This window comes from Streptomyces sp. NBC_00400, assembly GCF_036048035.1.
In the GTDB taxonomy this organism is placed as follows: domain Bacteria; phylum Actinomycetota; class Actinomycetes; order Streptomycetales; family Streptomycetaceae; genus Streptomyces.
Genome location: NZ_CP107940.1, coordinates 6,621,428 through 6,647,671 on the forward strand (window position 1 = coordinate 6,621,428; position 26,244 = coordinate 6,647,671).

Here is a 26,244-nt window from a genome sequence, read left to right on the forward strand (position 1 = left end):
AGCCCGCCCCACGAGGAGCCGCCTCGTGATCACTCGCCGCGGCCTGCTCGGCGGCCTCGCCGCCGGTGCCGCCACCGCCTCCGGCATCGCGTCGGCCGCCCGTGCCTTCGGCGCCCCCGCCCCCGTGTCGCCCGCCCGGACCGGCCGGGCCGCCGCCTCGATGCCCCTGCACGTCGTCAACCACTCCGGCGCCTACGCCAACTCCTCGGTCTGGCTCTACCTCGTCGGCAACGACGGCACCCAACAGGTGCACGTCACCCCGGACGGCGAGCTCAGGCCCGTCGCACTCGCCGACAACGGCCCGGACGGCTACACCGACTACGCGATACCGCTCGCCGCGAGCGGCACCACCACCCTTCGGCTGCCGCAGATGTCCGGCCGGATCTACACCGCGCTGGGCGGCAAGCTCAAGTTCAAGGCGGTCGAGGACGGCAACGGCAAGGCCGCGCTCGCCTACCCGGCGGGCTGGGTCGCTTCCGACCCCAACTACGACGTTCTCCACGATTGCGCCGAGTTCACGTACAGCTCCGGCGGGATGTTCTGCAACACCACGATGGTCGACATGTTCAGCGTCCCGCTGGCGATCGAGCTCACCGGGGCCAGGAAACAGACCACCGGTGAGCTCAAGGACGGCGCCCGCGCCACGGTCTTCTCCGACGTCCGGGCGGCCGAGGGATTCGACCGCCTGGTCATCGGCGACCGGCGCGTGATCGCCCCCGGCCACGGCCTGGACAGCGGGCTGTTCGCCGCGGACCACCTCGCCCCGGCCATCGACGAGGCCTGGTCCGCCTACGCGGGCAAGGACCTGACCGTCACCACCGACGCGGGCACCTTCACCGGCCGGGTCAGCGGCGGAAAGCTCTCCTTCACCGTCCCCCAAGGCCTCAAGGGCCGGGGTGAGGGTGCCCCCACCGGGACGGTCTCCTTCGACAAGCCGTCCACCCGCGACGTCCTGTTCTGCGACGGCACCCTCGCGGCGCCCAACGACAGCACCCGCGGCCCGGTCGCCGCCGTCCTGGGCGCCGCCCTCAACCGCTCCACCCTCACCTCGCAGGCGCAGCAGCCCACCACCGATCCGGCCGCCTTCTACCGGGAGCGGCTGACCAATCACTACGCCAGGGCCATGCACGCCGCCACGCGGGACGGCAAGGCCTACGGCTTCGCCTTCGACGACGTCGCCGGCTTCGCCTCGTACATCGAGGACGGCGCCCCGAAGGAGATCACCCTCACCCTGACCCCCTTCTGACAAAGACATCCGAGAAAGAGAATCTGACAAGGAGAAGGTGCCGCCCGAAAGCCGGACGGCACCACAGAACTCCGGGCGGTTGGCGCCCCGAAGGGGGGCGCTAACCGCCGTAGGCCCCGCTGGCCGTCAGCCGCAGCGCCGTGTCGATCAGCGGAACATGGCTGAACGCCTGCGGGAAGTTGCCCACCTGCCGCTGGGCCTTGGGGTCCCACTCCTCCGCGAGCAGGCCCAGGTCGTTGCGGAGCGAGAGCAGCTTCTCGAAGAGCTTGCGGGCCTCGTCGACCCGGCCGATCATCGCGAGGTCGTCGGCGAGCCAGAACGAGCACGCCAGGAAGGCGCCCTCCTCACCCTCCAGGCCGTCCACCCCGAGATCGTCCGCACCGGACGTCGGGTAGCGCAGCACGAAGCCGTCCTCGGTGGACAGCTCCCGCTGGATCGCCTCGATCGTGCCGATGACGCGCTTGTCGTCCGGCGGCAGGAAACCCATCTGCGGGATCAGCAGCAGCGAGGCGTCCAGCTCCTGCGAGCCGTAGGACTGGGTGAAGGTGTTGCGTTCCTTGTCGTAGCCGTTCTCGCAGACGTCCCGGTGGATCGTCTCGCGCAGGTCCTTCCAGCGCTCCAGCGGCCCGTCGACGTCCCCGGCCTCGATCAGCTTGACCGTGCGGTCGACCGCGACCCAGGTCATGACCTTGGAGTGCACGAAGTGCCGGCGCGGGCCGCGGACCTCCCAGATCCCCTCGTCCGGCTCGTCCCAGTGCTTCTCCACCCACTGGATCAGCTTGAGCTGGAGCAGCGAGGCGTAGTCGTTGCGCGCCAGGCCCGTCATGTGCGCCAGGTGCAGCGCCTCGGTGACCTCGCCGTAGACATCGAGCTGGAGCTGTCCTGCGGCGCCGTTGCCGACCCGCACCGGACGGGAATTCTCGTACCCGGGAAGCCAGGTGAGGTCGTTCTCGCCGAGTTCGCGCTCACCGGCGATGCCGTACATGATCTGCAGGTTCTCCGGATCGCCGGCCACCGCCCGCAGCAGCCACTCCCGCCAGGCCCGCGCCTCTTCGCGGTAGCCGGTGCGCAGCAGGGAGGACAGGGTGATCGCGGCGTCCCGCAGCCAGGTGAAGCGGTAGTCCCAGTTGCGCACGCCGCCGATGCACTCCGGCAGGGAGGTCGTCGGCGCCGCCACGATCCCGCCGGTCGGCGCGTACGTCAGCGCCTTGAGCGTGATCAGCGAGCGCACCACCGCATCGCGGTAGGGGCCGTGGTACGTGCAGTGCTCGACCCACTCGCGCCAGAACTCCTCGGTCGCCTCCAGCGACGCCTCGGGCTCCGCCACGGCCGGCGGCGGCTTGTGGGAGGGCTCCCAGCTGATCGTGAACGCGATCCGCTCACCCGGTGAGACGGTGAAGTCGGAGAACGTCGTCAGGTCCTTGCCGTAGGTCTCCGCCTCGGTGTCCAGCCACACCGAATCGGGGCCCGCCACCGCGACCGTACGGTCGTCGACCTTGTGCACCCAGGGCACGACCCAGCCGTAGGAGAACCGCATCCGCAGCTGTGAGCGCATCGGGACCCGGCCGCTGACGCCTTCCACGATGCGGATCAGTTGCGGCGCCCCGTCACGGGGCGGCATGAAGTCGATCACGCGGACCGTGCCGCGCGGGGTGTCCCACTCCGATTCCAGGACGAGCGAATCGCCCCGGTAGCGCCGGCGGTCGGCCGGCGCGGGCCGGCCCCCGGGGCCGTTGACCGGCCCCATCCGCCAGAATCCGTGCTCCTCCGTGCCCAGCAGCCCTGCAAAGACCGCCGGGGAGTCGAAGCGCGGCAGGCACAGCCAGTCGACCGTGCCGTCCCTGCACACTAGAGCGGCGGTCTGCATATCGCCGATAAGTGCGTAGTCCTCGATGCGCCCGGCCACGTGCATCTCCCGTCGAACTGGAGTCACGCCCCCCATGGGACGTTGTGATCTGTCCGTCCTGCCCATGAAACGTCGCCGAGCAGCGGGACCGGAAATCGGGCTGGGGGCACCGCCCAGCGGTAGCTGGGGGAGGGTGGTGCCTCCCGGACGGCTCGTTGCGAGTGTCCGAGCAGGATACGACGCACGTGGGTGATCCGCGCGCCCCTCGCAACGAGTGAAGCGGTCCAAATGGGTGGCCTCCGTCACGTGACAGCGTCATCCGGAACCGCCGCCGCCGGATTCCCCGTGCGGCCGGACACGACCATGCCCGGTCGCTGATAGCCTGGTACCCCGTGGACCGGTGGGACGCAGATAGATGTCACGGCAGAAGTCACGGCACCCCCGAACCGCAGCGACGGCACCTGAATCCCAGGCCCCACGCCGCTTCGCACCTCTCCACCTCGCGACCACGGGAGCTCCCTCTTGGCCATGCCGCCCACTGCTTCTCGAATGAATGCAGCCACGACGACCAAGCACCTCTTCGTCACCGGGGGCGTCGCCTCCTCGCTGGGCAAGGGGCTCACCGCCTCCAGCCTGGGTGCTCTCCTCAAGGCGCGGGGCCTGCGGGTCACGATGCAGAAGCTCGACCCGTACCTGAACGTCGACCCGGGAACGATGAACCCGTTCCAGCACGGTGAGGTCTTCGTCACCAACGACGGCGCCGAGACCGACCTGGACATCGGCCACTACGAGCGCTTCCTCGACGTCGATCTCGACGGCAGCGCGAACGTCACCACCGGCCAGGTCTACAACACCGTGATCGCCAAGGAGCGGCGCGGCGAGTACCTCGGTGACACCGTGCAGGTCATCCCGCACATCACCAACGAGATCAAGCACCGCATCCGGCGGATGGCGACCGAGGATGTCGACGTCGTCATCACCGAGGTCGGCGGCACCGTCGGCGACATCGAGTCGCTGCCGTTCCTGGAGACCGTCCGCCAGGTCCGCCACGAGGTCGGCCGGGACAACGTCTTCGTCGTGCACATCTCGCTGCTCCCCTACATCGGCCCGTCCGGTGAGCTGAAGACCAAGCCGACCCAGCACTCGGTCGCGGCGCTGCGCAATATCGGTATCCAGCCCGACGCGATCGTGCTGCGCGCCGACCGCGAGGTGCCGACCGCCATCAAGCGCAAGATCTCGCTGATGTGCGACGTCGACGAGGCCGCGGTCGTCGCCGCGATCGACGCCCCGTCGATCTACGACATCCCCAAGGTCCTGCACACCGAGGGCCTGGACGCCTATGTCGTACGGAAGCTGGACCTCCCGTTCCGCGACGTGAACTGGACCCAGTGGGAGGACCTGCTCGACCGCGTCCACAACCCCGACCACGAGGTCAAGGTCGCGCTGGTCGGCAAGTACATCGACCTGCCGGACGCCTACCTCTCGGTCACCGAGGCCCTGCGGGCCGGCGGTTTCGCGAACAAGACCCGCGTGAAGCTGAAGTGGGTCACCTCCGACGACTGCAAGACCCCGGCCGGCGCCGCCCAGCAGCTCGACGACTGTGACGCCGTCTGCATCCCCGGCGGCTTCGGCGACCGCGGTGTCGACGGCAAGGTCGGCGCGATCACCTACGCCCGGGAGCACAAGCTCCCGCTGCTCGGCCTGTGCCTGGGCCTGCAGTGCGTGGTCATCGAGGCGGCCCGCAACCTGGCCGGCATCGAGGGCGCGAACTCCACCGAGTTCGACCCGGCCGCCGCCGACCCGGTGATCTCCACGATGGCCGAGCAGATGGACATCGTCGCAGGTGAGGGCGATATGGGCGGCACGATGCGACTGGGGATGTACCCGGCCAAGCTCGCCGAGGGCTCCATCGTCCGTGAGGTCTACGACGACCAGCCCTACGTCGAGGAGCGCCACCGCCACCGCTACGAGGTCAACAACGCCTACCGCGGTGAGCTGGAGAAGAAGGCCGGGCTGCAGTTCTCCGGCACCTCTCCGGACAACAAGCTCGTCGAGTACGTCGAGTACCCGCGCGAGGTGCACCCCTACCTCGTCGCCACCCAGGCGCACCCGGAGCTGCGCTCCCGTCCGACCCGCCCGCACCCGCTCTTCGCCGGGCTGGTGAAGGCCGCGGTCGCGCGCAAGACGGGCACCGCGAAGTAAGGGACACCACGGCGGATACGGTTGCCGGGGTACGGCCTCTTCGAGGTCGTACCCCGGTTTCTGCGTTGGCATCGGCAACACACAGGAGGACGCGCCATGGCGATCAAGGACACCCCCGAGGAGTGGACGGTCACCGCGACCACGACGCCGTTCACCGGGAACAAGACCAGCGTGCGCACCGACACGGTCGTCATGCCGGACGGCTCCACCGTCACCCGCGACTACCAGGTCCACCCCGGTTCCGTGGCCGTCCTCGCCCTCGACGACGAGGGCCGGGTGCTGGTGCTGCGCCAGTACCGCCACCCGGTACGCCAGCGGCTGTGGGAGATCCCCGCCGGGCTGCTCGACGTCCCCGGTGAGAACCCGCTGCACGCCGCGCAGCGCGAGCTGTACGAGGAGGCACACGTCAAGGCCGACGACTGGCGGGTGCTGACCGATGTCTACACCACGCCCGGCGGCTGCGACGAGGCCGTACGGATCTTCCTCGCCCGTGGCCTGTCCGAGGCCGAGGGGGAGCGGTTCGAGGTCTCCGAGGAGGAGGCCGACATGGAGCTGGCCCGGGTGCCGCACGACGAGCTGGTCCGCCTGGTGCTCGCCGGTGATCTGCACAACAACTGTCTCGTCGTGGGGGCGCTGGCGCTGACCGCCGCCCAGGGCGGCGAGGGCCTGGACGCGCTGCGGCCGGCCGGTGCCCCGTGGCCGGCCCGCCCCTTCGAGGCCTGAGCCGCCGGGCCCGCCGCCCCGTCCGCCACGAGCCGGTCGGATGATCCACCGATCCGATCGGGTGACGCAACCGCCCTGCTCTGCAGGGGAGGTGACGGCCCGTGAACTACGCTCGGCAGCGTTCCGTCCCAGCGGCGGACACGTACGTGCAGGTGGACGGGAGCGTGACCGGTGACGGATCAGGCGGTGGGCGGGGGGCACCTCCCGCCGGAGATGGCGGACGGGCCTGCCACGGCGGCACCCGGAGAGCGGGCGCCGGGGGTCCGCAGAGACGGTGCCGCCGCCCGCCCCGCCGCCCGTGCGACTGCCGCCGCCCCCGCCACCGGCGGGTTCGCCGGACGCCGCCGCGAGCTCAAGGCGCTGCACGCCGATATCGCCCGGGCCGGCCTGGACACCCTCTCCGGCCGCAAGGGCGCCCGCAGCCGGGTGCTGCTGATCGCCGGCCGTCCCGGCTCCGGACGTACGGCCCTGGCCGAGGAGCTGCTGCACGAGCTGGCGGACGGCCACCCCGACGGAGTGCTGCGGGCCACACTGACCGGGCCGGGCGGCGAACCGGCCGACACCGGCCGCACCGCGCGGGAGCTGCTGGCCGCGCTCGGCCGAGGCGCCGTGCCGGGCGCCGCCGAGGACGAGCTCACCGGGCAGCTGCGCGACGCCCTCGCCGGGCGTCGCGCGCTGCTCTTCCTGGATGACGCGCCGGGCGCCGAGCAGGTCGAACCGCTGCTCCCCGACGCCCCCGACTGCCTGGTCGTGGTGGTCTCACAGGGGCCGCTGACCGGCATTTCGGACGTCCGGCCGTGTGCCCTGGGCGGCCTGGACAGCGCGGCCGGTGTCGACATGCTCAGCCGGTACGCCGGGCCGACCCGGATCACCGTCGACCCGCGCACCGCCGACAGCGTCGCCGAGGAGTGCGGCGGCCAGCCCGCCGCGCTGGTGCTGGCCGGGGCCTGGCTCGCCGCCCGCCCCATGTCCTCGGTCGCCGATCTGTACCAGGCGCTGCACGCCGTCCCGCTGCCCGAGGACCTGCCCACCGGCGCCCGCCCGCTGTACCGCGCCTTCCGGCTGGTCCACGACGCCCTGCCGCCGCCCGCCGCCCGCATACTGCGGCTGATCACTCTGGCGCCGGCCGGTCTCGTGGACGCGCATATCGCCTCCGCCCTGGCCGGCTGCTCGGTGGCGGCGGCTGCCACGACGCTGGGCGACTTCACCGCGCTGGGCCTGCTGCGGCCGGCCGGCGCCGAGGACGACGGGGCCGCCGCCGGCGACGGTGCGCCCGACCCGGCCCTGCGGCCGCAGTACCGCCTGCCCGGCTGCCTCGCCCCGCTGGCGCGCGACCTGCTCGGGGAACACGAGCGCCCGGCCGACATCCAGCTGGCCCGCGCCCGGATGCTGGAGCGGACCGTACGGCTGCTCCAGTCCTGCCGGGCGATGGCCGAGCCGGCCGACTCGCCCGCGCGGCACAAGGTCGCCGGGCTGCCGCGCTCGCTGCGCTTCTCCTCACGGGCCGCTGCCGCGCACTGGCTGCACACCCGCCGCGGCGCGCTGCTCGACGCCGCCGCCATTGCCGTCGCGGACGGTGAACTCGACACTCTGGACCGCCGGTTGATGGCCGCGCTGACCCGCACGCTGCTCGCGCACCAGGGCCCCGAGGCCGCCGCCCCGGACCTCTATGCGCTGCACACACTCGTGCTCCAGGTCGCCGAGCGGCGCGAGCTGCCACGGGAGAAGGCCGCTGCTCTGCTGAACCTCGCGGACCTGGACGGGCAGGCGGGCCGCAGCACCCAGGCGCTCACCCGCTACCGGGGTGCGCTGGAGGCCGCCCGCTCGGTGCAGGACCCGGTGGCGACCGGCCGGGCGCTGGAGTCGCTGGGCGGTACGTACACCACGCTGGGTGACTGGCAGCGGGCCGCCGACTGGTACGGCCGGGCGCTGGAGCTGCGGCTGGCCCGCGGCGAGAGCGGGGACGCGGCGCGGCTGCAGGGCCGGATCGGCGGGGCGCACACCTACGCGGCCCGGTGGGGCGAAGCGCTCAAGGCCTGGCGGGCGGCGGTCGGCACGTACCGCAGGACCGGCGATGTGGCCGGCCAGGCGAGGGCGACCGGTGAGCTGGCCCGGGTGCAGGAGTACGCGGGGCGGCCCGAGGAGGCGCTGCGGACCTGCCTCGAAGCCCTCGGCATCGCCAGGAAAGCGGTCGACGGACGACTGGAGGCGGCACTGCAACTACGGATTGCGGACACCCTGGAGCGGCTCGGGGACCCGGCAGCGGCACGGCTCCATCGGGCCGTGGGGGAGCGTCTCCTCGAAGATCACTCCCAGTAGCCTGCGAAATCGGTGGTGCTTCTCGCAAGAATTAATGCTTTGCAAGGCTAGACAACGAGAGCTCCTTCAATAGACTGGCCGGGCCGCGTTCGGCGCGGTCAGTTCCGTCATGCAACGCATGAGGGGATAATTCCTCCTGCACCCTCTCTTTCAAGGACCGTGATCGACGTGAAGGTCGGCATCCCCCGCGAGGTCAAGAACAACGAGTTCCGCGTGGCTATCACGCCCGCCGGAGTCAACGAACTCGTCCGCCACGGCCACCAGGTCTTCATCGAGAAGGACGCCGGCGCCGGCTCCTCCATCACGAATGAGGAGTACGTCTCCGCCGGTGCCTCCATCCTGGACACCGCCGATGAGGTCTGGGGCACCGCTGACCTGCTGCTGAAGGTCAAGGAGCCGATCGCGGAGGAGTACCACCGCCTCCGCAAGGACCAGACGCTCTTCACCTACCTGCACCTGGCCGCCTCCCGGGAGTGCACCGACGCGCTGCTGGAGTCCGGCACCACCGCGATCGCCTACGAGACCGTCGAGACGGCCGGCCGCCAGCTGCCGCTGCTCGCCCCGATGTCCGAGGTCGCGGGCCGGATCGCCCCGCAGGTCGGCGCCTACCACCTGATGCGCCAGGCCGGCGGCCGCGGTGTGCTGCCCGGCGGTGTCCCCGGTGTCCACGCGGGCAAGGCCGTCATCATCGGCGGTGGCGTCTCCGGCTGGAACGCGCTGCAGATCGCCGTGGGCCTCGGCTTCCACGTCACCCTGCTCGACAAGGACATCAACAAGCTCCGCGAGGCCGACAAGATCTTCGGCACCAAGGTGCAGACGATCGTCTCCAACGCTTACGAGCTGGAGAAGGCCGTCGTCGAGGCCGACCTCGTCGTCGGTGCCGTCCTGATCCCCGGCGCCAAGGCGCCGAAGCTGGTCACCAACGAGCTCGTCGCCAAGATGAAGCCCGGAAGTGTTCTTGTCGACATCGCGATCGACCAGGGCGGCTGCTTCGAGGACTCCCGTCCCACCACGCACGCCGAGCCGACCTTCGCGGTCCACAACTCGGTCTTCTACTGCGTCGCCAACATGCCCGGCGCGGTGCCGAACACCTCCACCCACGCGCTCACCAACGCCACGCTGCCCTACATCGTGGAGCTGGCGAACCGCGGCTGGGTCGAGGCGCTGCGCCGTGACCCGGCGCTGGCCAAGGGCCTGAACACGCACGACGGCAAGGTGGTCTACGGCCCCGTCGCCGAGGCGCACGGCCTGGAGCACGTCGAACTGCGCACGCTCCTCGGCTGAGACGTCAACGAAGCGCGTCAACGCTGTATATCCGGCCGGGCCTTGTCGACAAGGCCCGGCCGGTTGCATGCGTGGCGCGCGGAACGCCGCGTTCCGGAACGCCGGCCCCCAACTCGCCGCGAACGTGACCCTTTAGCCGTTTCGCGCACCCCGGAAACTTCGGTCCGACGCCACTTGCGCCCTTGACATCGGGGGTCCGGTTACCGACACATCGTGCCGGGTCCGGTGGATTGTGTTGCTGCGGACGCCCGACACGCCATAGAGTCGCCAACCGTCGGCATGGTGCCACGCTGACCTATCGATAAAGTTTCCTGGTCACATCCAAGGAGGTAAGACGACTTGTGAATGAGTCGACATTTTCTCCCGGAGGTGGTCAACCAGGAGCGGTTGCAGGGGACCAGGGTCCCTCGGGGCGCGAGGCTGTCGGCTCCGTTGCGGTCCACACCTTCGCAGCCCATCAGAGCATTTCCACGACAGCCCACCAGAGCATGGACGGCCATCACGTGAACGCCATGGCCGGCGACCGGGGCAGTGGAGAACCCGCCCGTCTCGCCGACTACGACGACCTGCCCGAGGGGCACTTCTACGATCCGGACGCGGAGTACGAGCCCGACCCCGAATACGCCGCGACGCTCGCGCCGGACGCCGCGCGCCAGCGCCGGGAGCGCGTCGGCCCGACCGGACGCCCGCTTCCCTATTTCCCCATCCCGGGACCGCTGTCCGACCACGGCCCCGCCAAAATCATCGCCATGTGCAACCAGAAGGGCGGGGTCGGCAAGACCACCTCGACCATCAACCTGGGTGCCGCGCTTGCCGAATACGGACGACGGGTGCTGCTCGTCGACTTCGACCCCCAGGGTGCCCTGTCGGTCGGACTCGGCGTCAACCCGATGGAGCTCGATCTGACGGTCTACAACCTGCTCATGGAGCGGGGCATGGCGGCCGACGAAGTGCTCCTGAAGACCGCGGTCCCCAACATGGACCTGCTGCCCAGCAATATCGATTTGTCAGCTGCCGAGGTGCAGTTGGTCAGTGAGGTCGCGCGCGAGTCGACCCTGCAGCGCGCCCTGAAGCCGCTGCTGGCCGACTACGACTACATCGTCATCGACTGCCAGCCCTCCCTCGGTCTGCTCACCGTCAACGCCCTGACGGCGGCTCACAAGGTCATCGTGCCGCTGGAGTGCGAGTTCTTCGCGCTGCGCGGTGTCGCGCTGCTCACCGAGACGATCGAAAAGGTTCAGGAACGGCTCAACCCCGAACTGGAGCTGGACGGCATCCTGGCGACGATGTACGACTCCCGCACGGTGCACAGCCGTGAGGTGCTGGCGCGCGTCGTCGAGGCCTTCGACGACCACGTCTACCACACCGTCATCGGCCGTACGGTCCGCTTCCCCGAGACCACCGTCGCGGGCGAGCCGATCACCACGTACGCCTCCAACTCCGTCGGCGCCGCCGCCTATCGCCAGCTCGCCAGGGAGGTGCTCGCCCGGTGTCACGCCGAGTGAGTCTGCCGGGAGCCGACGAACTGTTCCGTACCACCGGGGGAGGGGGGCTGCAGCCCTCCAGCCCCCGCCGCTCGGCGAACGGCTCCACGGCCGGCGGCGAGGCGCCCCGGGTACCGGCACCGGCCGGTGAGCCCGATACGGCGGAGGAGGAGCCGGAGACGGCCACCGCGGTACGGCAGCGACGGCCCGGGGGCGGCGGTTGGGATGCCCCGGCGGCGACGGCCGGTGACGGCGGACCGGCCACACCGCCCCGGGTACCCGCCGTCGGCCCGCCGGCCGAGCACGGCGGCCGGGAGAACGACGGCGACGCCGCCAAGGGCCACCGGACCCAGGCGGGCCAGGGCGGCCAGGCGGCTTCCGATGCGGCCGCGGCGACGGCACAGGCCGGTGGCCAGGGTCGCCGGCGCGGCGGCTCCCGCGGCGCCAACCGCCGCCCCAGCGGCCGGGAGCGGCACGACGAGAAGATCACCGTCTATGTCTCCGCCGAGGAGCTCATGGACCTCGAACACGCCCGGCTGGTGCTGCGCGGTGAGCACGGTCTCGCCGTCGACCGCGGCCGGATCGTCCGCGAGGCGGTCGCCGTCGTCCTCGCCGACCTGGAGTCGCGCGGCGACGCCAGCATTCTGGTGCGGCGGCTGCGGGGGCGCTGACGCCCGGTCCCGGCGCATGCATGGGGCGCGGCCGGTCCGGTACCACCGGGTGCCTGCGAGGTGGCCGCTCGCCGTGGTGGCGGCGCTTTCCTGTGGCGGTTGCCGTGGATGGCGGGGTGCCGTGGTGCCGAAACGGTGCGGAAACGTCACGCCGCGCGGGACCGGCCGCGCCGGGGTCGGCGCTCGCGCGGGTGCCGCGGGATAGCCTGCCTCCTCGGCGGGTTGTCCCGCCCGTGACCAGCCCGTCGCCCCCGGCACGGGACCACAGCACCATGGACCGACCGCGATGCCGACGACCAACGACGACGCCCCCGCGCCCCGCGCCCGCAGACCTCTCGGGCGCGGGGCCGCCGCGGGGCCGGTGGCACCGGATGTGCCGGCGCCACCGGACGACGTCCCCGCGGACACCTCCGCGGGCACCCCCGAGGACACTCCTGATGCCTCTCCCGGCGGGACGTCCCCCGGGGCCGGCGACGGCACGTTCACCCTCCGGCTGGAGAACTTCGAGGGCCCCTTCGACCTCCTTCTGCAGTTGATCTCCAAGCACAAGCTGGACGTCACCGAGGTCGCGCTGTCGAAGGTGACCGACGAATTCATGGCGCACATCCGGGCCATGGGGCCGGACTGGGATCTGGACCAGACCACGGAGTTCCTGGTCGTCGCGGCGACGCTGCTGGATCTGAAGGCGGCCCGGCTGCTGCCCGCGGCCGAAGTGGAGGACGAGGCCGATCTCGCGCTCCTGGAGGCCCGTGATCTGCTCTTCGCCCGGCTGCTGCAGTACCGCGCCTACAAGCGCATCGCGGACATCTTCAGCGGCCGGCTGGCCGACGAGGCCCGGCGCTGTCCCCGTACCGTCGGGCTGGAGCCGTACCTCGCCGAGCTGCTGCCCGAGGTGGTCATCAGCACCGGCGCGGAGGGTTTCGCCAAGCTCGCGGTGAAGGCGATGCAGCCCAAGGCCCGGCCGCAGGTCTACATCGACCACATCCATGCGCCGCTGGTGAGCGTGCGGGAGCAGGCCGAGGTGCTGATGGCGCGGCTGCGGGAGGCGGGCGAGGCCGGGTTCCAGGATCTGTGCGCGGACGCTCCGGACACCCTCACCGTCGTGGCGCGCTTCCTGGCCCTGCTGGAGCTCTACCGGGAGCGGGTGGTGGTCCTGGAGCAGGAGGAGGCCCTGGGGGCGCTCACGGTCCGGTGGACGGGCACGGAGGGGGCCGAGCCGGTGGTCACGGACGAGTTCGACCAGGAACCGGGGCAGCGCGCCGCCGAGGCGGAGCAGGGAGCGCACACAGCAAAGGAGCGGGCATGAGCGGCGTGGCCGGCAACGGGGCGTACGACATCACGGAGGCGGCGTCCGGTCCGGGCGAGGTGGCGGGCGAGGCCGCGGGGGAGCGGTCCGGGGCACCGGCCGGGGCGCTGGGCGTGGCCGAACTGGCCCTGAAGCCCGCGCTGGAGGCGGTCCTCATGGTCGTCGACGAGCCCGCGACCGAGGAACACCTGGCCAGGGTGTTGCAGCGGCCCCGCCGGGCGGTCGCGCTGGCGCTGCGCGAGCTGTCCGACGACTACGCCCGCCAGGGGCGCGGATTCGACCTGCGGCTGGTGGCCGGGGGCTGGCGGTTCTACTCCCGTGCCGCGTACGCGGACGCGGTGGAGAGCTTCGTCCTGGACGGGCAGCAGGCCCGGCTCACCCAGGCGGCTTTGGAGACTCTGGCCGTGGTCGCGTACCGTCAGCCGGTCAGCCGTTCCCGTGTCTCGGCCGTACGCGGCGTGAACTGTGACGGTGTGATGCGCACGCTCCTCCAGCGCGGCCTGGTGGAGGAGGCGGGGACGGAACCTGAAACAGGTGCGATCCTGTACAGGACGACGAATTACTTTCTGGAGCGGATGGGCCTGCGCGGCCTGGACGAGCTCCCTGAGCTCGCACCGTTCCTCCCGGAGGCGGAGGCGGTCGAGGGCGACTCCCCGGAAGGTATCCCGTCGTTCGACGTAGACGACAGCGGCGACTCTCAGACGGATCATTGATGCGAAGCAGCGGCAGGAACAACAGGGACAGCGGCCGGGGCGACCACCGCGGCGCCGGTGGGGGCACCCCGCGCCCCAAGGCCGGGGGGAAGAGGGACGACAAGCAGCGCTCGGGCCGTCCCCGTCCCGAGGAGCGCCGCTACGACGTGGGCGGATCCGGCGGCACCGGGGGCTCCTCGGACCGCAAGGACGAGCGCGGCGGCGCCACGAGCGGTGGTCCCAAGAGCGGCAGTCCCAAGAGCGGCGGCAGCCGCGGCGCGGCGGCCCGTGGCGGCGCCAAGGGCGGCCCGCGTACCGGCGCCGCGTCCAAGGGATCCCGCCCCGGCGCCAAGGGCGGCCCGCAGCGCGGCCGGGGCCAGGCGCCCGCACGGCCCCGTGAGTACGACGCCCAGGTGGAGGAGCGCAACCGCGCCCGCCACGACAAGCCGCAGGTCAAGACGCCCAAGACGTTCGGCGACCAGGAGGGCGAGCGCCTGCAGAAGGTGCTGGCCAGGGCCGGTATGGGCTCGCGGCGGGCCTGCGAGGAGCTGATCGACCAGGCGCGGGTCGAGGTCAACGGCCAGATCGTCATGGAGCAGGGCGTCCGGGTCGACCCGGAGAAGGACGAGATCAAGGTCGACGGCCTCACGGTCGCCACCCAGTCGTACCTCTTCTTCGCGCTGAACAAGCCGGCCGGTGTGGTCTCCACCATGGAGGACCCGGACGGCCGCCAGTGCCTGGGCGACTACGTCACCAACCGTGAGACGCGGCTGTTCCACGTCGGCCGGCTGGACACCGAGACCGAGGGCATCATCCTGCTCACCAACCACGGCGAGCTGGCCCACCGTCTGACGCACCCGCGCTACGGCGTCAAGAAGACCTACCTGGCCGCGATCCAGGGCCCCCTCCCGCGCGACCTGGGCAAGCAGCTCAAGGACGGCATCCAGCTGGAGGACGGCTACGCCCGCGCAGACCACTTCCGGGTCGTGGAGAACACCGGCAAGAACTACCTCGTCGAGGTCACGCTCCACGAGGGCCGTAAGCACATCGTGCGCCGGATGCTGTCGGAGGCCGGCTTCCCGGTCGACAAGCTGGTGCGGACGAGCTTCGGCCCGATCGCCCTGGGCGACCAGAAGTCGGGCTGGCTGCGCCGGATGACCAACACCGAGGTCGGCATGCTGATGCGCGAGGTCGAGCTCTAGCCGCCGCACGGCAGGTAAAGGCCTTGCGACGGCGTCGCACCACCCCTTAATGTCATGGTGACATTAAGGGGTGGTTTTTTGATGGTGTCCACGGGGTCCGCCGCTACCGGCTCGCTGATCGGGCTCGCTCTCGGTGACGCGCTCGGCTTTCCCACCGAGTTCAACGATGTGCCGTCGATCCTGGCCAAGTGCGGCCCGTGGCGGGAGATGGCGCTGCCCGATCCCGCCTTTGTCACCGACGACACCCAGATGACGCTGGCGCTGGGCCGCGGGCTGCGCACCGCCATGGGGCGCGGCGACCTCACGCCGGCCGGTCTCGTGGGTCCCGTGCGCGAGGAGTACGTGGCCTGGTGGCGCTCGCCCGACAACAACCGGGCACCGGGCGGGACGTGCCTGAGGGCCTGTGAACTGCTCAGTGACCGGGATCTGCCCTGGGCCGGGGCCGCCCAGATGGGGTCGAAGGGCTGCGGCGCCAATATGCGGGTCGCGCCGATCGGGCTGGCGCCGGGGCTGAGCCACCGGCAGCGCTCCGGCGCCGCGCAGCTGCAGTCCGCGCTGACCCATGGGCACCCCACCGCGCTGGCCGCCGGCGATCTGACCGCCTACGCCGTACGCGCCCTCGCCGACGGCACGCCCCCCGCCGAGCTGCCCGGCCGGCTGCGGGCGTACGCCGAGGACCATCGCACCCTCTACCCGGAGGACTGGCTCGGCGACCTGTGGCGGCGGACCCAGGACCCCTCCGCGACGGCCTTCGCCGCCCGCGGCTGGGACGAATGCCTCGGTGTCCTGGACCGGCTGGACGCGGCGCTCGGCGCCCCGGACCCGGAGGCCGACCCCTGCCTGGCCACCGGCGCCGGCTGGATCGCCGAACAGGCGCTGGCCACCGGCTTGCTCTGCTTCCTGCTCTTCCCCGACGAACCGCTCACCGCGCTGCGCCGGGCCGCCTGCACCTCCGGCGACTCCGACTCGATCGCCTGCCTCACCGGCGCCTTCGCGGGTGCCTACCTGGGCGCCGGCGCCTGGCCCGAGGAGTGGGCCTCCCGTATCGAGTACCGCGAGGAACTGCTGGCACTGGGGGAGGCCTGGGATGCCTGAGTACCCGGCAGCGACCGGAGCGGCCGGCCTTCAGCCGAGCGCCGAGGCCCGCCGGGCCCGGAACAGGAAGTCGGCCACCCGGCCCCGGTCCGGCTCGGCCGGCAACGGCGAGCCGGACACCGCGGCCTCCGCCTCCTCGGCCAGCCGCGCCATCCGGCGCTCCACGGTGTCCCAGGCCACCTCACCGCGCCGGACCGCCAGCAGCTCCTCCCGGTCCTGCCCGACGTCCAGCGTGAGCCTGCCGGTACGGAGCAGATCGCGGGACGAGGCCAGCAGCCGCAGCAGATGCATGGCGTGCTTCCAGCGGGGCGCGCCGTGCTGGCGCACATCGGCCCGCAGCTGCTTGAGCTGGCCGCCGGCGTAGCCCGTGAAGGTGCGGTGGGCCTGCCGGGACAGGAAGGCGTCGCGCAGCGCGAGCAGTTCCCGGCCCGTGGCGTCGACCCGCTCGACCAGGGGGGAGTGCAGACACTCCAGGATGGTGGGGTTGGCGCGCAGGGCCAGCTGGCAGAACCGCTCCAGCTCCCAGGAGAACTCCTCCTCGCGCGGCCCCTCCACATGGGTCGGCGGCTTCTCGAAGCCCCAGAAGAGCGGGGTGGGCGCGAGATACACCCCGCGCCGGTCGGTGTCACTGGTCTCCGTGGCCAGACCGAAGGCGCGTGAGCCCATCACACATGCGTAGACGGTGTGCTCGGCGACCAGGGTGTGACCTTCGGCGGCTTCGGACATGGCGGCGATTGTCGCTGGTGGGATGGTGAATGTCACCAGGTTTTGGAAGCGGAATATCCAACTCCGGCAGCGTGCTCACTGTCGGTGGGCGGCCGGTCGCGACGCGCAGGGGCCGCCGCCCGTGCGCCCGCGGCCTTCTCGCCGGACGGCCGCCGCGTACGGATTGTCGGTGCGGCTGGTTACGCTGATCAGTGCGCGCACAGGTGCGTGACGCGGCACAGAACGCAAGGGGAGCAGCGACGTGGCGGTACGAGCGGTCCGCGGGGCCGTCCAGCTGGAGCGGGACGACGCGGAGCATATGCAGCAGCAGGTCGGCGAACTGCTCACCGCCCTCCTCGAACGCAACGGCCTGTGCGCGGACGACCTGATCAGCGTGTGGTTCACCGCCACCCCCGATCTGCACAGCGACTTCCCGGCCGCCGCCGCGCGCGCCCTGGGCATCACGGACGTGCCGCTGATCTGCGCCCAGGAGCTGGACATCACCGGCGCCATGGAGCGCGTGGTGCGGGTGCTCGCCCATGTCGAGACCGGTCTGTCCAAGGCCGGGATCGCCCATGTCTACCTCGGCGCGGCCGGGGCGCTGCGAAAGGACATCGCGCAGTGAGGAGCGCACTCGTCATCGGAACGGGCCTGATCGGCACCTCCGCCGCGCTGGCGCTGAGCGCCCGCGGCGTCCAGGTCTTCCTGGAGGACCACGACCAGGCCCAGGCCCGCACCGCCGCCGCGCTCGGCGCGGGCACCACCGAGGCGCCCCCGGGCCCGGTCGACCTGGCCATCGTGGCCGTGCCGCCGGCCCATGTCGCGGCGGCGCTGGCCGATGCCATACGGCGCGGGGTGGCCCGCGCCTACCTCGACGTCGCCAGCGTCAAGGGCGGCCCGCGCCGCGAGCTGGAGGCGATGGGCTGCGAGCTGTCCGGCTACCTCGGCACCCACCCGATGGCCGGCAAGGAGCGCTCCGGCCCGCTGGCCGCCACCGCCGACCTCTTCGAGGGCCGGCCCTGGGTGCTCACCCCGACCCGCGACGGCGACACCGAAGTGCTCAATCTCGCCCTGGAGCTGGTCGCCCTGTGCCGGGCCGTCCCGGTGGTGATGGACGCGGACGCGCACGACCGCGCCGTCGCCCTGGTCTCGCACACCCCGCAACTGGTCTCCAGCCTGGTGGCCGCCCGGCTCAAGGGCGCCGACGAGACCGCCGTACGCCTCTGCGGCCAGGGCATCCGCGATGTGACGCGGATCGCGGCCTCGGATCCGGCGATGTGGATCGACATCCTCTCCGCCAATCCGGGTCCGGTCGCCGATGTGCTGGGCGAGATCGCCGCCGACCTGGACGAGACCGTACGGTCCCTGCGCGCCCTGGAGTCCGCCGACGACGCGAAGCGCGGCGGTGGCGCCGGCGGCATCGAGGACGTGCTCCGCCGCGGCAATGCCGGGCGGGAGCGGGTGCCCGGCAAGCACGGCGCCGCCCCGGCCACCTATGAGATCGTCGCCGTGCACATCGGCGACCAGCCCGGCGAGCTGGCCCGGATCTTCGCCGACGCCGGCCGGGCCGGGGTCAATATCGAGGACGTCCGCATCGAGCACGCCACCGGCCAGCAGGCCGGCTTCATCCAGCTCATGGTCGAGCCGCAGGCCGTTCCGGGACTGACCGCGGAGCTGCGGGAGCGGGGCTGGTCGATCCGGCAATGACACCGTGGACGGCGCCGTGCGGGTGAGCCAGTAACCTTGTCCGAGGCCATTGTGGCCCTTGGACCCCCGCCCCGTGTACAAGAAAGGTGTTCGTCACCGTGGAAACCGCCGCTCGGACCGCCCCGGCAGCAGTGATTGTCGCCATCGACGGCCCCGCAGGCACGGGCAAGTCCAGCACGTCCAAGGCCGTCGCCGCCAAGCTGGGCCTCGGCTACCTCGACACCGGCGCCCAGTACCGCGCGATCACCTGGTGGATGCTGACCAACGGCATCGACGTCAACGACGCGACCGCGGTGGCCGACGCTTCTGCCAAGCCCGTGATCGTCTCCGGCACCGACCCGGCCGCCCCGACCATCACGGTCGACGGCCTGGACGCCGCGGGCCCGATCCGCACCCAGGAGGTCACCGCCGCGGTCAGCGCCGTCAGCGCCGTGCCCGAGGTGCGGACCCTGATCACCGATCTGCAGCGCAGCATCGCCGCCGAGGCCCCCAACGGCATCGTCGTCGAGGGCCGGGACATCGGCATCACCGTCCTGCCCGACGCCGACCTCAAGGTCTTCCTCACCGCCTCCCCCGAGGCGCGGGCGGCCCGCCGCAGCGGCGAGCTCAAGGGCAAGGAGGCCGGCGACCTGGCCGCCACCCGCGAGGCGCTGATCAAGCGGGACGCCGCCGACTCCGGCCGCAAGACCTCCCCGCTGGCCAAGGCGGACGACGCCGTCGAGGTCGACACCACCGAGCTCACGCTGGAGCAGGTCATCGAGTGCGTGGTCACCCTCATCGAGGGCGCCGGCGCCGAGAAGGCAGGGCGGGTCGCCCGGTGACCGACAGCGGCGGGGCCCCGAGCGAGGCGGGCGCCGCGGTCGGCCGGCGGATCGGCATCGGCCTGATGTACGGGCTGTGGCGGCCGCGGGTGCTGGGCGCCTGGCGGGTGCCCTCGGCCGGCCCGGTGATCTTCGCCGTCAACCACTCGCACGGCATCGACGGCCCGATGCTGATGGGCACCGCGCCGCGGCCGGTGCACTTCCTGATCAAGAAGGAAGCCTTCAAGGGCCCGCTGGACCCGTTCCTGCGGGGCATCGGGCAGGTGAAGGTGGACCGCAGCACCGCCGACCGCAAGGCGATCACCGACGCGCTCGGGGTGCTCCAGCAGGGCGGAGCGCTGGGGATCTTCCCGGAAGGCACCCGCGGCGAGGGCGACTTCGCCTCCCTGCGGGCGGGCCTGGCGTACTTCGCGGTGCGCTCCGGCGCCCCTGTGGTGCCGGTGGCGGTGCTCGGCAGCACGGAGCGGCACAGCCGGCTGACGTCGGCCGTGCCGCCGCTGCGCTCCCGCGTCGATGTCGTCTTCGGGGACGCCTTCGAAGCGGGCGACGGCAGCGGGCGGCGCACCCGTAAGGCGCTCGACGAGGCGACCGTACGGATCCAGGAGCGGCTGACCGCCCACCTGGCACAGGCCAGGCGCCTGACCGGGCGCTGAAGAGACTTGAGTAGTGGGCCGCGGACGAGCGGCCCACCGATCACGATGATGAACGAGGAACGGACTTCATGAACGACCAGATCCCCGCCGGCGACGAGCACGGTGCGCTGGGCGACGCCGAGTACGCGGAGTTCATGGAGCTCGCCGCGGAGGAGGGCTTCGACCTCGAGGAGGTCGGGGGCGACATCGCCGCGGCCGGCCACGGCCCGCTGCCCGTCCTCGCCGTCATCGGCCGCCCCAATGTCGGCAAGTCGACCCTGGTGAACCGCATCATCGGCCGCCGGGAAGCGGTTGTCGAGGACAAGCCGGGCGTCACCCGCGACCGCGTCACCTACGAGGCCGACTGGAACGGCCGCCGCTTCAAGGTCGTCGACACCGGCGGCTGGGAGCAGGACGTCCTCGGCATCGACGCCTCCGTGGCGCTGCAGGCCGAGTTCGCCATCGAGGCCGCCGACGCGGTGGTCTTCGTGGTCGACGCCAAGGTCGGCGCGACCGACACCGACGAGGCCGTCGTCAAGCTGCTGCGCCGGGCCGGAAAGCCCGTGGTCCTGGTCGCCAACAAGGTCGACGGCCCGTCGGGCGAGGCCGACGCCGCCATGCTGTGGTCGCTGGGCCTCGGCGAGCCGCACCCGATCTCCGCGCTGCACGGCCGGGGCACCGGCGACATGCTCGACGCCGCGCTGGAGGCGCTGCCCGAGGCGCCCGCGCAGACCTTCGGCACGGCCCTCGGCGGCCCCCGCCGGATCGCGCTGATCGGCCGCCCGAACGTCGGCAAGTCGTCGCTGCTGAACAAGGTCGCCGGCGAGGAGCGGGTGGTCGTCAACGAGGTGGCCGGCACCACCCGTGACCCGGTCGACGAGATGATCGAACTCGGCGGCAAGACCTGGAAGTTCGTGGACACCGCCGGTATCCGCCGCCGGGTGCACCTCCAGGAAGGCGCCGACTACTACGCCTCGCTGCGCACCGCGGCGGCCGTCGAGAAGGCCGAGGTCGCGGTCGTCCTGATCGACGCGTCCGAATCCATCAGCGTGCAGGACCAGCGCATCATCACGATGGCCGTGGAGGCCGGACGCGCCCTGGTCATCGCCTACAACAAGTGGGACACCCTCGACGAGGAGCGCCGCTTCTACCTGGAGCGGGAGATCGAGCGGGACCTCGTGCAGATCCCCTGGGCGATGCGGGTGAACGTCTCCGCGCGCACCGGCCGCCACATGGAGAAGCTGGTCCCGGCGATCGAGACCGCGCTGGACGGCTGGGAGACCCGGATCCCCACCGGGCGGCTGAACGCCTTCCTCGGTGAGATCGTCGCCTCCCACCCGCACCCGATCCGCGGCGGCAAGCAGCCCCGCATCCTCTTCGGCACCCAGGCCGGCACCAAGCCGCCGCGCTTCGTCCTGTTCGCCTCCGGCTTCCTGGAGGCCGGCTACCGCCGCTTCGTCGAGCGGCGGCTGCGCGAGGAGTTCGGCTTCGACGGCACGCCGATCCACATCTCCGTGCGGGTGCGCGAGAAGCGCAGCAAGAAGAAGTAGCGGCGGCCCGGGCCGCGCGGACCGCTCAGTGTCCGTGCGGCCGGGCGTCCCGCTGGGCCGGCGGCAGCGCCGCCGGGACATGGCCCCGCGGGTGGTACGGCTGCCGGCTCACGACCTCCCAGTGGCCCGCGGACGCCGCCGTACGGTTCCAGTTCACGGCACCGCGCAGCGACTCCGGGAGCTCCGGCTCGTCCGTACGGTCCCCGGGCAGGGCCCGGAAGGCGCGGCGGTACTCGGCGTACAGCGCGTCATAGATCGGCGTGGCCGAACCGTGGTCCGTGGTGTGCGTCGTCCGGTGTTCGTAGGACGGGCGCATGCCGGGGATCGGGTGGGTGTACGGGGCGCGGGAGGAGGGGTCGTATGCGTGCACGTCTGTGCCAACGACCTCGACGGCTGCGGGATGCGGCTTTCGTGCGGAAATGGCTGATCGCGAGGGCGTGACCGTCCGGAATGGCGGTCCCGCCCCCGCGATCGGGTGCCGGGGGCTGTCAGGTGCCGGCCAGCGGCATCTCCGCGGCGACCAGGGTGCCCTTGGCCGCGGCCTTCTCCAGCGCCTCGCGCATCAGGTCCTCGCGGGGCTGGTGGCCGATGGAGCCCGCGGGCGCCGCGTACATCAGCACCGACTGCGCCTTGTTGGCCGCGGCGCGCCAGCCGTCGGAGACGGCCAGCGGCTGGTGGGCCTGCCACCAGGCGGCCTGCTGGCCGGCGCCGCCCGGCTGCAGGACGGCGTGCAGTTTGCCCATGGCCAGCAGCGCGGACCAGCCCGGGTTCGGGCCGGGGAGCTGGTTCATGTCCGGCACCGGGTGGAAGCCCTGCTCCAGGAGCAGCGGAAGGAAGTCGTCGTCCGGGCCGACCGAGCCGGGGCGGGCGATCGGGCCGTCCGGCTCCACCACCAGGGCGGGGCGCAGGTCGCCCTCGACCAGCACCAGACCGCAGGTGATCCCGAGGGTCGCCTGGCGCGGGGTGGTGGGGAGCGGGACGGCCGGTGCGGGAGTCTCCGGGGCGGCGTCCTCGCCGGTGATGGAGCGCACGGCTCCCTGGAGCTGCTCCTCCGACACCGGGACGACCTGCGAGGGGATGCAGGTGGCATGGGCGAACGCGAGCACCGCGGTCTCCTCGCCCACGAACAGGACGGTGCTGGTGCGCTCCTGCTCGCTGTCCCCGGGGGTCCGGCAGGAAGTGCAGTCGTAGCTGCCGGGGGCGTCGCCACCGGCCAGCAGGCGGTCGGCTTCTTCATCGCCGATCTCGGCGCGAACGTCGTCGCTGACGTCGAGCATGCGCGGCACGGGTGGCTCCTCGATCTCTGTGCGTCTGCCGGGTGGTCTCCCGGCTCGTACAAGGACAACGGGTGACCTGCGGCAGGAGTCACGCGAGGGCGGGAACGGAATCGAACCAATCCCCGCACAGCGGAAAACCGTGGAAAGCCGTCCCAGAAGCGGTCACATAACGCCAACTCTTGCGCAGAACCTGGTGCAGTCGGCGGTGTTCCGTACACCGGACCGGGTGGGGGCGGGGTCCTCGGGGCGTGGCGCGCTGGTCAGCGGCCGACGGCTGCTTACCGTCACCGGCTATGTCGGACAACTCTTCGGCGCCTCGGCGCTTCGTGGGATCCGTCGGGCTGCTCACCGCTGCGGCCGCCGCCCTGGTGCTCTGCCTGCCCGGCGACGCCGCCGCCGACGGGACCGGCGGCGGCCCCGGCGGCAAGGCCACGCACGCCTGCGCCGCCGACCAGTGGCCGTGGGGCTGCCTCGCGGAGTGCGAGAGCAGCGGGGACTGGCACGTCAACACCGGCAACACCTTCTACGGCGGGCTGCAGTTCTGGCAGCCCACCTGGGAGGCCTTCGGCGGCCTCGACTTCGCGGAGCGGGCCGACCTCGCCACCCGCAAGAACCAGATCAAGATCGCGAAGCGGGTGCAGGCCGCCCAGGGGTGGGGCGCCTGGCCGGTGTGCGCCCGGCGTTACGGGCTGATCGCCCCCGCGCGGACCCATGTCGTACGGCGCGGGGAGACGCTTGGCGAGATCGCCGAGAAGTACCGGGTGAAGGGCGGCTGGCGGGCGCTGTACAGCGCCAACCGCTCGACCATCGGACCGGACCCCGGCAAGCTCCTGGCCGGCACCGAGCTGCGGCTTCCCGAGAGCCCGAAGAAGCACTCCCGTCCGGCGCGCGACGACTGACGGGCGCGCGGCGGGAGTCCGGCGGCGGGAGCGCCGTGCCGGCGGCCCGGGCCCGGTCCGCCGGAAGGCCTGGTGAACGCGGCGGAGGCGGAGGGAATCCAGGAGCGGGAGGTTCCCTGTCCCGGCTACCGATGACCTAACTTTTGCGGAACAAGTTGGCGAAAGGCCCAACCGGGAACCCGTTTTCGCGGTCCTACCGTTCGCAGGGGGATGCGTCGCGCCATCGGGAGGGGGGCGCGACGCATCCCACGGGGAGACCGGAACGGAAGACCAGGGGACACGGGGACGGATGCACATCTCATTCCTGATTCACAATGCCTACGGCATCGGGGGGACGATCCGGACGACGTTCAACCTCGCGCGTACGCTCGCCGAGCAGCACGACGTCGAGATCGTGTCCGTACTGCGCCACCGCGACGCCCCGGTCTTCGACCTCGGCCCGCGTGTCGCGCTGCGGCATCTCGTGGACCTCAGGGAGAACAGCTCCGCCTACGAGGGCGCGGATCCCGCGCACGCCCGCCCCGCCAGGATATTTCCCGCCGCCGAGAACCGGTTCGGCCAGTACAGCGAGCTCACCGACGGCCGGATAGCCCAGCATCTGCGCCGGATGGAGACCGACGTGGTGGTCGGCACCCGGCCCGGCCTCAATGTGCACATCGCCAAGCAGGCGCGCCGCGGCCCGGTCCGGATAGGCCAGGAGCACCTGACCCTGGACACCCACAGCAAGGCGCTCAAACTCGCGCTGCGCAGCGCCTATCCGCGCCTCGACGCGGTCACCACCGTCACCGAGGCCGACGCCCGTGCCTACCGCCGCACGCTGCGGCTGCCCGGTGTGCGGGTCGAGTCGGTGCCCAACAGCGTGCCGGCGCCCGCTCTCGCGCCCGCCGACGGCAGCGGCAAGTGGGTCGTCGCGGCCGGCCGGCTCACCCGCGTCAAGCGCTATGACGTCCTCATCCGCGCCTTCGCCCACGTCGTTGCCGAGCGCCCCGACTGGCGGCTGCGGATATACGGCGGCGGCGCCGAGAAGGCCGCGCTGCGCGCCCTGATCGACGAACTCGGCCTGTACAACCACGTCTTCCTGATGGGCCCGGCCAACCCCCTGGAGCCCGAGTGGGCCAAGGGCTCGATCGCGGCGGTCTCCTCCAGCCTGGAGTCCTTCGGGATGACCATCGTCGAGGCCATGCGCTGCGGCCTGCCGGTCGTCGCCACCAACTGCCCGCACGGGCCCGGCGAGATCATCGACGACGGGGTGGACGGCAAGCTGGTTCCGGTCGGCAATCCGGAGGCGCTGGCCGGCTCGCTGCTCTCGCTGATCAACGACGACGCCGCCCGCAAGCGGATGGGCGGGGCCGCGCTGGCCTCGTCGGCCCGCTTCGACCCCGCCACGGTGGCGGAACGCTATGAAGAGCTCTTCGCCGAACTGCTCGCCCGCAGGCGGGGCCACCGGCTGCACGGCAGTCTGCATCGCGCCCGGGGAGCCCTGCTCGGCGGCGCATACGCCACCAAGGATGCGGCCCGCGCCGCGATGAGAGGGGTGCGGACGGTATGACGGCGTCGAGCCAACTGACCGTGACCGGAGACGAGATGAAGGGGCCCTCTGCCATCGATCAGGAAGCCGGAGTTCCGGTGAGCGCGCACACCCCGGGCCCCGAACGGGCGGGGGAGCGGGGGACGGAGACGGAGCCGGCCGAACTGCGGGCCGACTGCATCGCGGACTCCGCGGGCGGCCTCACCTTCGACCTGAACGTCCCCCAGGACACCCCCACCGCCTGGAGCGCGGCGCTGGTGCTGCGGCTGCGCGGCGGCGACGGTGCGGACGACGAAGTGCGGCTGCCGCTCGGCCCGAACGGCGCCGGACGCCTGCGCGCCGTGCTGCCCAGCACCGTCTCCCTCGCCGAGGGCCGCTGGAACGCCTACGCCGACCTCGGCGACGGCCGGGACCCGCGCCGCCTGCTGCCGGGCGTCAACGACCTGCGGTCACTGGTGGACCGCAGGCCGCTGGCGGGCATCGGCCGGCTCGGTGTGCGCATCCCGTACGCGACCAAGTTCGGCAACCTCGCGCTGCGCAGCTGGCTGCGCGGTCCGCACGCCGAAGCCGGTGACATCCTTGTCACGCCCGACGGCATGACGGTCTCAGGGCGGCTCTACGGCACCGTGCCGGGCTCCGGCGCCCGTGCCGAGGCACGGTCGCGCCGCGCCCCGGGCTCCCCGGGCGCCGCACCGGCCACGGTCACCGTCCCGCTGACCGTCGAGGGCTCCCGGTTCACCTTCACGCTGCCCTACGAGGAGCTGGCCGGCCGGTGGCAGCAGGGCAGCGAGCCCTGGGACCTGTGGCTGCGCCCCGCCGAGGGCGCCCGGCCGGTGCGCATCGCCCGCCTCCTGGACGACGTGGCCGACAAGAAGCAGGTCTTCAGCTACCCCGCGCTGCCGGTGCCGGCCGCGGCGGAACAGCTGCGGATCGGCCCGTACTACACGCTCGACAACGACCTGGCCGTCCGGGTCGCGGGACCCGCCGGGGACTGACGGAGCGGCGCCCGCGGTCCCGGTGACGCATCGAGGACCGCGGCTGTCCGCAAAGGCTGC

The 26,244-nt window shown here is 72.1% G+C and carries 23 protein-coding genes; 19 read left to right on the top strand and 4 right to left on the bottom strand.

Features of this window, described 5'->3' with window-relative positions; translation table 11 throughout:
• Positions 1 to 25 precede the first annotated feature (25 nt).
• Positions 26 to 1,246 (top strand): beta-1,3-glucanase family protein, encoded by a 1,221-nt coding sequence (locus OHS81_RS28960; RefSeq protein ID WP_328388016.1) that lies wholly within the window; start codon positions 26 to 28, stop codon positions 1,244 to 1,246.
• Between the two features lie 100 nt (positions 1,247 to 1,346).
• Here OHS81_RS28960 and OHS81_RS28965 read toward each other — a convergent pair whose 3' ends face one another.
• The gene (locus tag OHS81_RS28965) at positions 1,347 to 3,158 is read right to left on the bottom strand and encodes a glycoside hydrolase family 15 protein (protein ID WP_328391493.1); all 1,812 of its coding nucleotides are present in this window, start codon (positions 3,156 to 3,158) and stop codon (positions 1,347 to 1,349) included.
• 462 nt (positions 3,159 to 3,620) lie between these two features.
• On the opposite strand from OHS81_RS28965, the gene OHS81_RS28970 reads away from it, so the two are divergent.
• The 10 genes from OHS81_RS28970 (at position 3,621) to OHS81_RS29015 (ending at position 16,070) form a co-directional block, all read left to right on the top strand.
• Positions 3,621 to 5,294 (top strand): CTP synthase, encoded by a 1,674-nt coding sequence (locus OHS81_RS28970; protein ID WP_328388018.1) that lies wholly within the window; start codon positions 3,621 to 3,623, stop codon positions 5,292 to 5,294.
• A 96-nt stretch (positions 5,295 to 5,390) separates the two neighbouring features.
• On the top strand, positions 5,391 to 6,017 hold the full coding sequence (locus tag OHS81_RS28975) for an NUDIX hydrolase (protein WP_328388020.1): 627 nt from the start codon (positions 5,391 to 5,393) through the stop codon (positions 6,015 to 6,017).
• Positions 6,018 to 6,188: 171 nt separating this feature from the next.
• Positions 6,189 to 8,336, top strand: coding sequence for a tetratricopeptide repeat protein (locus tag OHS81_RS28980; protein WP_328388022.1), 2,148 nt, complete (start codon positions 6,189 to 6,191; stop codon positions 8,334 to 8,336).
• Between the two features lie 168 nt (positions 8,337 to 8,504).
• Positions 8,505 to 9,620, top strand: coding sequence for an alanine dehydrogenase (gene ald, locus OHS81_RS28985; RefSeq protein ID WP_088801953.1), 1,116 nt, complete (start codon positions 8,505 to 8,507; stop codon positions 9,618 to 9,620).
• A gap of 488 nt (positions 9,621 to 10,108) precedes the next feature.
• Positions 10,109 to 11,125, top strand: a complete 1,017-nt coding sequence (locus tag OHS81_RS28990; RefSeq protein ID WP_129297091.1) for a ParA family protein — start codon at positions 10,109 to 10,111, stop codon at positions 11,123 to 11,125.
• Entirely contained in the window at positions 11,110 to 11,775 is a 666-nt protein-coding gene (locus OHS81_RS28995) for a hypothetical protein (RefSeq protein WP_328388025.1), read from the top strand. Before OHS81_RS28990 ends, OHS81_RS28995 begins: the two co-directional genes overlap by 16 nt.
• Before the next feature lie 286 nt (positions 11,776 to 12,061).
• Positions 12,062 to 13,081 carry a segregation and condensation protein A gene (locus OHS81_RS29000; RefSeq protein ID WP_328388027.1) on the top strand — a complete coding sequence of 340 codons (1,020 nt, stop codon included), beginning with the start codon at positions 12,062 to 12,064 and terminating at the stop codon, positions 13,079 to 13,081.
• A complete protein-coding gene (gene scpB, locus OHS81_RS29005; protein WP_328388029.1) occupies positions 13,078 to 13,794 on the top strand; it encodes an SMC-Scp complex subunit ScpB in 717 nt (238 codons plus the stop codon). The genes OHS81_RS29000 and scpB overlap by 4 nt, the downstream gene beginning before the upstream one ends.
• Complete coding sequence (locus tag OHS81_RS29010; RefSeq protein WP_328388031.1) at positions 13,794 to 14,975, top strand: pseudouridine synthase; 1,182 nt, start codon at positions 13,794 to 13,796, stop codon at positions 14,973 to 14,975. The genes scpB and OHS81_RS29010 overlap by 1 nt, the downstream gene beginning before the upstream one ends.
• An 81-nt stretch (positions 14,976 to 15,056) precedes the next feature.
• Positions 15,057 to 16,070: an ADP-ribosylglycohydrolase family protein gene (locus tag OHS81_RS29015; protein WP_328388033.1), complete on the top strand. Its 1,014-nt coding sequence runs from the start codon at positions 15,057 to 15,059 to the stop codon at positions 16,068 to 16,070.
• Between the two features lie 30 nt (positions 16,071 to 16,100).
• Here OHS81_RS29015 and OHS81_RS29020 read toward each other — a convergent pair whose 3' ends face one another.
• Positions 16,101 to 16,796, bottom strand: a complete 696-nt coding sequence (locus tag OHS81_RS29020; RefSeq protein WP_328388035.1) for a nucleotidyltransferase domain-containing protein — start codon at positions 16,794 to 16,796, stop codon at positions 16,101 to 16,103.
• A gap of 241 nt (positions 16,797 to 17,037) precedes the next feature.
• Here OHS81_RS29020 and aroH point away from each other — a divergent pair, with 241 nt between their 5' ends.
• The 5 genes from aroH to der all read left to right on the top strand — a co-directional run bounded on the left by aroH (position 17,038) and on the right by der (position 21,485).
• The gene (gene aroH / locus OHS81_RS29025; protein ID WP_328388037.1) at positions 17,038 to 17,400 is read left to right on the top strand and encodes a chorismate mutase; all 363 of its coding nucleotides are present in this window, start codon (positions 17,038 to 17,040) and stop codon (positions 17,398 to 17,400) included.
• Positions 17,397 to 18,482, top strand: a complete 1,086-nt coding sequence (locus tag OHS81_RS29030; protein WP_328388039.1) for a prephenate dehydrogenase — start codon at positions 17,397 to 17,399, stop codon at positions 18,480 to 18,482. The genes aroH and OHS81_RS29030 overlap by 4 nt, the downstream gene beginning before the upstream one ends.
• 86 nt (positions 18,483 to 18,568) lie before the next feature.
• Entirely contained in the window at positions 18,569 to 19,303 is a 735-nt protein-coding gene (gene cmk / locus OHS81_RS29035) for a (d)CMP kinase (RefSeq protein WP_311625739.1), read from the top strand.
• Positions 19,300 to 19,956: a lysophospholipid acyltransferase family protein gene (locus OHS81_RS29040; RefSeq protein ID WP_328388043.1), complete on the top strand. Its 657-nt coding sequence runs from the start codon at positions 19,300 to 19,302 to the stop codon at positions 19,954 to 19,956. The genes cmk and OHS81_RS29040 overlap by 4 nt, the downstream gene beginning before the upstream one ends.
• Positions 19,957 to 20,024: 68 nt before the next feature.
• Positions 20,025 to 21,485: a ribosome biogenesis GTPase Der gene (gene der, locus OHS81_RS29045; protein ID WP_328388045.1), complete on the top strand. Its 1,461-nt coding sequence runs from the start codon at positions 20,025 to 20,027 to the stop codon at positions 21,483 to 21,485.
• A gap of 25 nt (positions 21,486 to 21,510) precedes the next feature.
• Here the strand turns inward: der and OHS81_RS29050 are convergent, their stop codons facing one another.
• Positions 21,511 to 21,855, bottom strand: a complete 345-nt coding sequence (locus OHS81_RS29050; RefSeq protein ID WP_328388047.1) for a hypothetical protein — start codon at positions 21,853 to 21,855, stop codon at positions 21,511 to 21,513.
• Between the two features lie 118 nt (positions 21,856 to 21,973).
• Positions 21,974 to 22,771 (bottom strand): hypothetical protein, encoded by a 798-nt coding sequence (locus OHS81_RS29055; RefSeq protein ID WP_328388049.1) that lies wholly within the window; start codon positions 22,769 to 22,771, stop codon positions 21,974 to 21,976.
• A 284-nt stretch (positions 22,772 to 23,055) separates the two neighbouring features.
• On the opposite strand from OHS81_RS29055, the gene OHS81_RS29060 reads away from it, so the two are divergent.
• The 3 genes from OHS81_RS29060 (at position 23,056) to OHS81_RS29070 (ending at position 26,184) form a co-directional block, all read left to right on the top strand.
• Positions 23,056 to 23,661, top strand: a complete 606-nt coding sequence (locus OHS81_RS29060; protein WP_328388051.1) for a transglycosylase family protein — start codon at positions 23,056 to 23,058, stop codon at positions 23,659 to 23,661.
• A 289-nt stretch (positions 23,662 to 23,950) separates the two neighbouring features.
• Positions 23,951 to 25,210 carry a glycosyltransferase family 4 protein gene (locus OHS81_RS29065; RefSeq protein ID WP_328388053.1) on the top strand — a complete coding sequence of 420 codons (1,260 nt, stop codon included), beginning with the start codon at positions 23,951 to 23,953 and terminating at the stop codon, positions 25,208 to 25,210.
• Positions 25,207 to 26,184 carry a hypothetical protein gene (locus OHS81_RS29070; protein WP_328388055.1) on the top strand — a complete coding sequence of 326 codons (978 nt, stop codon included), beginning with the start codon at positions 25,207 to 25,209 and terminating at the stop codon, positions 26,182 to 26,184. The genes OHS81_RS29065 and OHS81_RS29070 overlap by 4 nt, the downstream gene beginning before the upstream one ends.
• The last annotated feature ends 60 nt before the right edge of the window (positions 26,185 to 26,244 follow it).